At 76.1% G+C, this 8,511-nt stretch carries 7 protein-coding genes; 4 read left to right on the top strand and 3 right to left on the bottom strand.

Annotation, left to right across the window (positions count from 1 at the left end):
* Positions 1–106 precede the first annotated feature (106 nt).
* Positions 107–1,291, bottom strand: a complete 1,185-nt coding sequence (locus QC029_RS29930) for a serine hydrolase (RefSeq protein WP_279558989.1) — start codon at positions 1,289–1,291, stop codon at positions 107–109.
* A 490-nt stretch (positions 1,292–1,781) separates the two neighbouring features.
* Between QC029_RS29930 and QC029_RS29925 the strand changes: the two genes are divergently transcribed.
* Positions 1,782–2,765 carry a tetratricopeptide repeat protein gene (locus QC029_RS29925; RefSeq protein WP_279558988.1) on the top strand — a complete coding sequence of 328 codons (984 nt, stop codon included), beginning with the start codon at positions 1,782–1,784 and terminating at the stop codon, positions 2,763–2,765.
* A gap of 73 nt (positions 2,766–2,838) precedes the next feature.
* Here the strand turns inward: QC029_RS29925 and QC029_RS29920 are convergent, their stop codons facing one another.
* Complete coding sequence (locus tag QC029_RS29920; RefSeq protein ID WP_279558987.1) at positions 2,839–3,225, bottom strand: hypothetical protein; 387 nt, start codon at positions 3,223–3,225, stop codon at positions 2,839–2,841.
* Between the two features lie 214 nt (positions 3,226–3,439).
* Between QC029_RS29920 and QC029_RS29915 the strand changes: the two genes are divergently transcribed.
* Together QC029_RS29915 and QC029_RS29910 are read left to right on the top strand one after the other, a co-directional pair.
* Positions 3,440–6,040 carry a nitrate- and nitrite sensing domain-containing protein gene (locus QC029_RS29915; RefSeq protein WP_279558990.1) on the top strand — a complete coding sequence of 867 codons (2,601 nt, stop codon included), beginning with the start codon at positions 3,440–3,442 and terminating at the stop codon, positions 6,038–6,040.
* Positions 6,041–6,155: 115 nt separating this feature from the next.
* Positions 6,156–6,575, top strand: coding sequence for a DUF742 domain-containing protein (locus QC029_RS29910; RefSeq protein ID WP_279558986.1), 420 nt, complete (start codon positions 6,156–6,158; stop codon positions 6,573–6,575).
* Positions 6,576–6,611: 36 nt separating this feature from the next.
* On the opposite strand, the gene QC029_RS29905 is transcribed toward QC029_RS29910, so the two are convergent.
* On the bottom strand, positions 6,612–7,574 hold the full coding sequence (locus QC029_RS29905) for a Rieske (2Fe-2S) protein (RefSeq protein WP_279558985.1): 963 nt from the start codon (positions 7,572–7,574) through the stop codon (positions 6,612–6,614).
* A gap of 273 nt (positions 7,575–7,847) precedes the next feature.
* Here QC029_RS29905 and QC029_RS29900 point away from each other — a divergent pair, with 273 nt between their 5' ends.
* A complete protein-coding gene (locus QC029_RS29900; protein ID WP_279558984.1) occupies positions 7,848–8,474 on the top strand; it encodes an ATP/GTP-binding protein in 627 nt (208 codons plus the stop codon).
* Positions 8,475–8,511: the final 37 nt, after the last annotated feature.

Here is an 8,511-nt window from a genome sequence, read left to right as displayed (position 1 = left end):
CCCGCGCGGCGCGGGCGCCGAGCGGGCGGCGGTGCCCCGGGCCGCGGCCGTCCCCGACTGAGGGCGGGGCCTGACCGGACGGCCGCAGACGGCGGTCGCCGGGGCGTCAGCGGTTGAAGGCCGGGAAGGCGAAGCGCTCGACGACGCCCCACGCATCCCCCTTGGCGTCGGTGCTGTTGACGGAGTAGACGACGGTCCGGGACAGGTCGGGCGTCGCGGCGATGACCGTGTGGTAGCCGGGACGCGAGCCCGTCTTGCCCCAGACCTCCCGGCCGTTCACCTCGTACCGCTGCATGCCGCCGGCGGCCCTGGTCGCCCCGGTGACCTCCGGGACGGTGAAGAACTCCTGCGACAGCGGCCCCGGGACCAGCCTTCCGCGGAACAGCGCGACCAGGAGGCGCTCCAGGTCGGCGGTGGTGGAGATCATGTCGCCCGCCGCCCAGCGGTCCGACACGTTCCACTCGGTGACATCCACGAGCCGGCCGTCGATCCAGTCGTAGCCGCGGTTGTGCGGGCCGTGGACCCGCGGGTCGGAGCCCCCGGGGAAGGAGGTGTGCCGCATGCCCAGCGGCCGGAGGACCCGCAGGGCCGCCTGGCGTCCGTAGGAGTCGCCGGTGACCTTCTCGACCAGCATGCCGAGCGCTATGTAATTGACGTTGTTGTACTCCTGCCGGGTGCCCGGGGCGAACGCCGGTCCCCCGGCGACGGCCGAGGCCACGACCTCCCGCGGGGTGAGGGTCTCGAACCGGTGGGGATACCCCTCCTCCACGGTGTCGCCGAGGGAGACGCCCGCCCGGAGCCCGCTGGTGAAGCGGAGCAGGTGCCGCACGGTGACGGGCCTGGTGAAGGCGGGCGACGACAGCTCCGGCAGGTAGGCCGCCACCGGTGCGTCGAGGTCCACCCGGCCCTCGGCGGCGAGCTGCAGCACCAGGGCCGCGGTCACCACCTTCGTGACGGACCCGGCCCGGAACCGGCCGTGCTCCAGGGCCGGGGCGCCGGTCGTGACGTCGCGCACCCCGGCCGCGCCGTGCCAGGCGCCGCGGCCTCCGACGCGTACGAGCGCCGCCGTCACGTCCCGGTCCGGCAGACCGGCCATCGCGGAGCGCAACGCGTCGGCGTCGGGCCCGGCGGTGCGCGTCCCCCCGGCGCCGGTGCCGGTGCCGGCGCCGGGCGAGGCGGCGCCGGCCGCCGCGGGGGAGCGGGGGTGGGCCGTGACGGGCGCGGTCAGCGGGCCGGCGGCGACCCCCAGCACGAGGGCGGCGGTCAGGAGGGCACGGGTGCGCGGTTCCATGGGCGTCTCCGGTGGCTCGACGGTTGGTTCGACTGGTTCGACGGCTGGTTCGACGGCGTGTTCTGCCGTGCGCCCCATCCTCGGCGGCCGGAGCGGCCCCGGGATCGTCACCGGGGAGGGCTTGGGCCCCGGCCCCCGTCGGGGTCGGCCGACGGGCCGGCGGCGGCCGTTGTGAGGGGTTTCCCCTACGGCGTCCGCCGGGCCGCGCGACGCGCGGTGGCCCGGGCTCCGGCACCGGGCACGGTCCGGCGGGTCACGGGCGGCGGAGCCATGGGCGGACCGCGGCGGCGGTGACGGCGTCGTGGAGGGCATGAGGCCCCCTGCCGCGGCGGCCGGCGACGGCTCGGGAGTTCTGGGGCCGGTTGATCGCCTGCCCGGCCTCGCCGCGGCGTTCGCGGACACCGCCGTCGAAGCCGGTGGGCCTGCCGTCCCCGCCGCCGCGCCTCGCGCGGGTGGCCCCGGAACCCCCGGCCGGGGATATTCTTCGGAGATGTCGAGTCGGTCGGTGGCGTCGGGAGTCGGTCTCGCCGGTGTGATGGCGCACTGCGGCGGAAGCCCGGTCGGCGCCGTGAAGTTCCTGGTGGGGGCGGTGGCCTCGGCACCGGCAGCCCCGGAACCCTACGCGGCCCTCGCCGAGTTGTGGCGGGACCTGCGCCCGGAACTGGAGGAGGGCCTCGAGGGGGACGGCTCCCTGGGCACTGTGCCGGCACAGGCGTACTTCCTGTTCCTCGACGGGGACATGGACGACGCGGTGATGACCCTCGGCTCGGTCACGGGCGCGCGGCCCGACGTGGCATGGGGCGCCGCCCCCTGGTTCGGCGATGCGCGCCTTCTCGGCGCGGTGAGTGCCGAGGCGCTGGCCGAGGCGTGTCTGCGGACGCTGGACCACGGCCACGACCTGGACACCGACGAGATGCGTGAGCGGTTCGCGCCCTGGTTCGACGCCATCGAGGTGGTCTCCGCACGCAGCCCCGTCCCGGAGGCGCTGGCCTCCATGGCCCGGCTGCCCCGGTCCTGCGGCCGCTACGAGCTGTCCTTCGCCCTGTGCGACCGCGCCGACGCCGTCGATCGGGTCATGTGGACCGCAGTCGCGCGAGCGGCCACCTGGCGCGTGATGGGCGACCTGGACCGGGCTGCGGCGGCCTTCGAGTGCGCCCTGAGCCTGGACCCCGCCAACTGGTCCCTCCACCTGGACCTGGCGGACGTGCGTGCCGAGCAGGGCGACTTCTCCGCAGCCGCGAGCCTCGTCGAACAGGGCCTGGAACACGAACCCCACGAGGTCGCCCTGCGCGCGGCGGGCGCCGCCTACCGCACACGCCTTTCCGGCTCGTCCGACGACCTGAGGGCCCTGATCGCCCTGGCGCCGGAGCTCGCGAACACCGCCTACCGGAACCTGCTGATCGACTACGCGTGCGCGGGGCCGGAGCTGCCTCGGAGACTCGTGGCCAAGGCCCGCCGCATCCGCGCGAACTGAGGGGCTGTCGTGCCGGCCGGTACCGGCCGGGAGGACCCTCCGGCTCCCGGTCGCACGGCCCGCCGGACCGTGCCTAGCCGTGTCTTCGGCGGAAGGCGCCGCGCTCGCGCGCCACGCTGCTCGGGGTGGAGACCACCCCGTTGCGCTGGTTCCACATCTGGCGGGTCACCCACACGTCCAGCACCCCCCAGGTGGTGACCACCGTGCCCGCCACCGCCGCCAGCACCATCGGGAGGGCCAGCCACACCTGGGCCAGGGAGCACAGCACGGCGATCATGACCAGCACCAGGGTCACCGCCACGAGGACGACCGCGCGCACGGCCGCCGCCCGCACCGGGTCGGGCAGCCCCGCGTCGGCGTCCACGCAATCTCCACCCTCCTCGTACACCGCGTCCTCACTCCGGTCCGATCGAAACTGATCGAAGCCGCCCGGTCCCCAGTCGGCCCTGCTCAGCCCCATGTGGTCTCCCCGCGCTGTTCCGTGCGCGCGTTCCCCGCGCACCGTGAGGCATCCGGCGTATCACAACACAGCGTCACAACGGCGCAGGACAGGCAGCCTACGGGTACCCGACGGCCCGTGCGCGCCTACGAACGGTCCGTTACCAGTAGTAGGCTCGCGCCGTTTGCTGAGGGAACCCATGCCCCTGTTCGACAGGGTGGACGTAGGGGAGGCCATGCGCTTTCGCGGCAAGTCGATCCGGCGGAAGATCATGGCGCTGCTGCTGGTCCCCCTGGTGGCGCTCACCTCGATCTGGGCGTTCGCCACGGTGATCACCGGCCGCGAGGCGGACCGGCTGCTCGACGCCGCGGCCGTCATGGGCGAGCTCGGCGAACCGGTCCAGGAGACCGTCCGCGCCGTGCAGACCGAACGCCGCCGGGTCCTGGTCCACCTCGCCGACCCGCGCCGCTCCGACTCCCTGACCGCCCTGCGCGAAGGACAGCGGGCCACCGACGAGGCGGTGGCCGCCCTGCGCGCCCGGGCCGCAGGCGACCGGGTCCGCGGCGAACTGGACGACGACTCCCGCAGACGCCTGGACGAACTCCTCGCCGGACTCGACCGGCTGGAGACGGTGCGCGCCCGGGTCGCGGACAACACCATCGAGCGACGCGACGCCTACGACGCGTACAACGCCCTCGTCGACCCCTGCCACGCCTTCCTCACCGGCATGCGCGGCGTGGACGACGTCCGGCTGGAGAAGGAGGGCCGGGCCCTCATCGGTCTCTCCCGCGCCCGCGAGTACCTCTCCCGCGAGGACGCCCTGATGGCCGCCGCGTTCACCGCCGGCCGGATGACCGGCGATCAGCTGCGCGCCGTGTCCGACCGGGTGGCCGAGCGCGAGCTCACCTACCGCATCCACCTGGCGATGCTCCCCGCCGAGGACCGGGAGAGGTACCAGCGCTTCTGGTCCGGCACCGACGGCCGGGCCCTGCGCGCCGCCGAGGACGCGATCATCGGCGCCGGCGCCGCGGGCGCGGTGGGGGCCTTCAACGCGGAGCGCTGGCAGAGGACGTCCGAGACCGTCCTGGACGAACTGCGGCGCATGGACCGGGAGACGAGCGACCGCTACCACCGGCGCGTCGAGCCGGAGGCCGCCTCCGTGCTGATGCGCGCCGCCGTCACCGGGATCCTCGGCTTCATCGCCGTCCTGGTCTCCGTCGTCGTCTCCTTCCGCATCGGCCGCGGCCTGGTCCGCGACCTCGGCGCCCTGCGCAGAGAGGCGGGCGAGGCGGCGGGGGTGCGGCTGCCGGACGTCATGCGGCGGCTCGCCGCGGGCGAGCAGGTCGACGTCGAGGCCGAGGCCCCGCGCCTGGAGTACGGGCGCGACGAGATCGGCCAGGTCGGGCAGGCCCTCGACACCCTCCGGCGGGCCGCCGTCGAGGCCGCCGTCAGACAGGCGGACATGCGCCGCGGCGTCTCCGAGGTCTTCGTCAACCTCGCCCGCCGCAGTCAGGTGCTGCTGCACCGCCAGCTCACCCTGCTGGACGCCATGGAGCGGCGCACCGAGGATCCCGAGGAACTGGCCGACCTCTTCCGGCTCGACCACCTCACCACCCGCATGCGCCGCCACGCCGAGGGCCTGGTCATCCTCTCCGGCGCCGCGCCCTCCCGCCAGTGGCGCAAGCCCATCCCGCTGATGGACGTCGTCCGCGCCGCCGTCTCCGAGGTGGAGGACTACGAGCGCATCGAGGTGCGGAGGCTGCCCCCGCTCGCGGTCGACGGCGCCGCCATCGCCGACCTCACCCACCTCATCGCCGAACTCCTGGAGAACGCCACGGTGTTCTCGCCGCCCCACGCCGGGGTGCAGGTGCTCGGCGAGCGGGTGCCCAGCGGCTTCGCCCTGGAGATCCACGACCGGGGCCTGGGCATGTCCCCGGAGGCGCTGCTGGAGGCCAACCTCCGACTCGCCGAGACGCCCGACTTCCAGCTCTCCGACACCGACCGGCTGGGCCTGTTCGTCGTCTCCCGGCTCGGCCGGCGCCAGGGCGTCCGCGTCTCCTTGCAGCCCTCGCCGTACGGGGGCACCACCGCCGTCGTGCTCATCCCCGGCGCGCTTCTCACCGAGATCACCCCGGGACCCGGGAACGCCGTGGAGGCGGGTGGGGACTCCGCCCGGACCGCCGCGGGGCTCCCGCTGCGCGGCGCGCGGCCCGCCGTCGGAACGGGCCGGGGCGGCCCCGTCGAACTCGATCCCCCCGTGGGGGACCCGGTGGACGCCGGCGGCATCGGCGCCCTCCTGCGCGGACACGCCGACGGCCACCGCGCCGCGCCGGCACCGCGGTTCCCGTCCCCCCGGCCGCCCCACCCGTCCACCGGGTACGACGGGCCGGCGGAGGAGCCGGGGACGCCGGCCGCGCCGGACGGCCCGCCCCGGCGCGCACCGCAGACCGGCCTCGTCCGGGAGTTCGGGCCCGGCGCCCGCGGCCGGAGCCGTGACGGGGAACGCGACCGCGACCGTGATCACAACCATGATCACGGGCATGATCACGGCCATGATCACGGCCATGATCACGATCGTGGTCGCGACCGTGGTCGCGACCGTGATCGCGACCGGGGCCGGGACGCCGACGAGGTGCGCGCCCGGATGGCCTCGCTCCAGCACGGTCTGCGACGCGGCCGGCAGCAGAAGGCGAACTTCCCGAACGGCGCGGGTGTGGACGGACCGGACGGTGGGAACGGCACGGACGACACGGCACCGCGACCGACGTACCGGAGGGGGACGGCCGATGAACGCACCGCACGGCACGGAAGAGGACGCCGCCCGGGCGACGGGTGAGCCGGACCGGCTCCCGGACGAGCCGGTGGGCCGGACCGCGGGCGTCCGCGAGGCGCTCGCCCTCTCCGGCGGCCGCCCGCCCCGGCACGGCGCGCCCGGCGCGGGGTGATCCGCCGTGACGGACCGTTGGTTCGACGACGCGGCCGGACCGGTGGTGCGGCCGTACGCCATGACGCGCGGTCGCACCCGGAGCGCCACCGCGGGCCGCATCGACCTGGTCGCGCTGGTGATCGCCGAGACCGCGGACGCGCGGCCCGGCGCGCCCGGCGCCCCGGCGGCGCCCGGGGAGGGCGGGGCGCCGGCAGACGCCGTCCTGGGCCCGGAGCACCTCGACATCGTCGCCCGGTGCCGCCGGGCCCCTCAGCCGGTCGCCGAGCTGGCGGCCGTACTGGACCTGCCGGTGGGCGTCGTACGCGTCCTGGTCGGCGACCTCGTCGAGGCCGAGCTGGTCCGCGTCACCCGCCCCGTCCCCCCGGCCGAGCTGCCGGACGAACGCGTCCTGCGCGACGTGATCAACGGCCTGCGGTCGCTCTGAGCACGTCCGGGAGCCGTCGGGCGGCCGTCCGCGTCCTCACCGGGCCGGACCGGACACGGGGCGGTGCGCCTCGGCCGGGTCCTCGACCAGACGCGCCTCCACCCGGCCGTCCACCAGCCGGGTCTCGAAGGCCGGCTGGGGGGACGTCGCGGGGCCGCGCACGTTCCAGCCGTCCGCCAGCCGGAAGGTGCTGCCGTGCCACGGGCACCGCACGCAGCCGTCGACGACCTCGCCCTGCGACAGCGGCCCGGCCATGTGGCTGCACCGGTCGGCCAGCGCGTGCACCTTCCCGCCGACCTCGCGGACGACGACCACCGGCGTCTCGCCCACGTACCGCCGCACCGGTTCGCCGACCGGCAGGTCCGCCATGTCGCCGATGGGGTGCCAGCCGGGCTCGGTCGCGGCCGACACGTGCTCGGCGTGGTTGACCGAGGCGGCCTGCCGGTAGGACAGGTGGCCGCCCAGGGCGCCCCCGGCGCTCACCACGGCCAGCCCCGCGAACCCCAGCAGGCGTCCCCGCGCCCGGCGGCCGCGCAGCCGGGCGCCCAGCGACGCCGCGTACAGGCCGACGGCCGTGACGTTCGCCGCGGCGTGCACCAGGCCGACCCGCATCTGCGGCTTGCGCAGCTCGGCCCAGTCCACCCAGCCCGCCAGGGCGGCCGGGGCGGCCGCCGCCAGACCGAGCCCCACCAGGGCGTCGGCGCCGCGGCGCTGCCCGGGCAGCAGGTCGAGGACGGCGGCGGACATCCAGGTGCCGATGGGGACCTGGACCATCAGGGGGTGCACCGGGTGACCCAGCCAGCGGCCGTGGAGGGCGTCGCGCGCGCCCCCCAGCGGGAGCGCGCGCACGGCGCGCCGCAGCGGTCCGAGCGCGGCGTCGAGACGGGGAGAGCTCTCCAGCCTCTCCACGGCGGTCAGCACCCGCCCTGGGTGCTCGGGGTCCGGAAGCGCCGAGCGGACGGCCGAGAGGACAGTGCGAACGTTCTGAGAAACAGGCATACCGCCCAGTTCCCTGACGATACAGGCGGTAAACGGCCCACCGAGGTGGCACACGGCCGTACTCGGCGGCATCCGGCGGTACTTGGGGACTCCCGGCGGTGTTCCCGTGGTGTTCCGGTGGCGCCCCGGTGGCGTCCCGGCGGTCGTGGCCGGATTCGGTCCCGGCCGCTCCGGGGGGCTTGCCGTCGCCGCGCCCGTGCGGAACGATCTCTTGCCCCGACGGGCGGCACCGCGAGGACGCGGGCCGCACTGCGAGATGCGGAGGAAGAGCCGATGGTCTTCGCGGACTCCTGCGACCACCGGGAGCACCCCGGGGACGCCGCCGCGCCGGTGGCGCTCAAGGTGCTGGTGGCGGGCGGCCTCGGGGTTGGCAAGACCACCCTGGTCGGCTCCGTCAGCGAGGTCGGCCCGCTGCGCACCGAGGAGGTCCTGGCCGGGGCCCGCCTCCCGGCCGGCGGCCTCGGGGGGACGGCGGAGGCGGGCGTCCGGGGAACCGCCACCGTCGCCATGGACTTCGGCCGCATCACCCTGAACGAGACCCTGACCCTCTGCATCCTCGGCGCCCCGGGCCAGGGCCGCTTCCGGCCCCTGTGGGACGAGCTGGCGCAGGGGGCGCTCGGCGCGGTGGTCCTCGCCGACGCCCGCCGCCTGGAGGACTGCCTCGACGCCGTCGACTGCTTCGAGCGGCACGCCGTCCCGTTCGCCGTGGCCGTCAACCGCTTCGACGGCGCCGGCCACCTCCCGGCGGAGGCGGTCCGGGCCGCGCTGGGCCTGGACGAGGCGGTGCCGGTCCTCCGGTGCGACGTGCGCGAGCGCGACTCCGCGCGCGAGGTGCTGGCCTCCGTCGTCGAGCACGCGATGCTCACCGGCGCCGCCCGGCGCCGCGGGCCCGCCACCTGACGGCCCGCGGCCCGGCCGCGGGGACCGGCCCGGTCCC

It is taken from the genome of Streptomyces sp. DH37 (assembly GCF_029813835.1).
Classification (GTDB): domain Bacteria; phylum Actinomycetota; class Actinomycetes; order Streptomycetales; family Streptomycetaceae; genus Streptomyces.
This window is presented reverse-complemented; position numbering and strand designations above follow the sequence as displayed.

Coding starts and splice junctions, on each gene's coding strand:
- QC029_RS29920 (WP_279558987.1), bottom strand. CDS start 3,225: ATGGGGCTGAGCAGGGCCGACTGGGGACCGGGCGGCTTCGATCAGTTT.
- QC029_RS29915 (WP_279558990.1), top strand. CDS start 3,440: ATGCGCTTTCGCGGCAAGTCGATCCGGCGGAAGATCATGGCGCTGCTG.
- QC029_RS29925 (WP_279558988.1), top strand. CDS start 1,782: ATGTCGAGTCGGTCGGTGGCGTCGGGAGTCGGTCTCGCCGGTGTGATG.
- QC029_RS29905 (WP_279558985.1), bottom strand. CDS start 7,574: ATGCCTGTTTCTCAGAACGTTCGCACTGTCCTCTCGGCCGTCCGCTCG.
- QC029_RS29930 (WP_279558989.1), bottom strand. CDS start 1,291: ATGGAACCGCGCACCCGTGCCCTCCTGACCGCCGCCCTCGTGCTGGGG.
- QC029_RS29900 (WP_279558984.1), top strand. CDS start 7,848: ATGGTCTTCGCGGACTCCTGCGACCACCGGGAGCACCCCGGGGACGCC.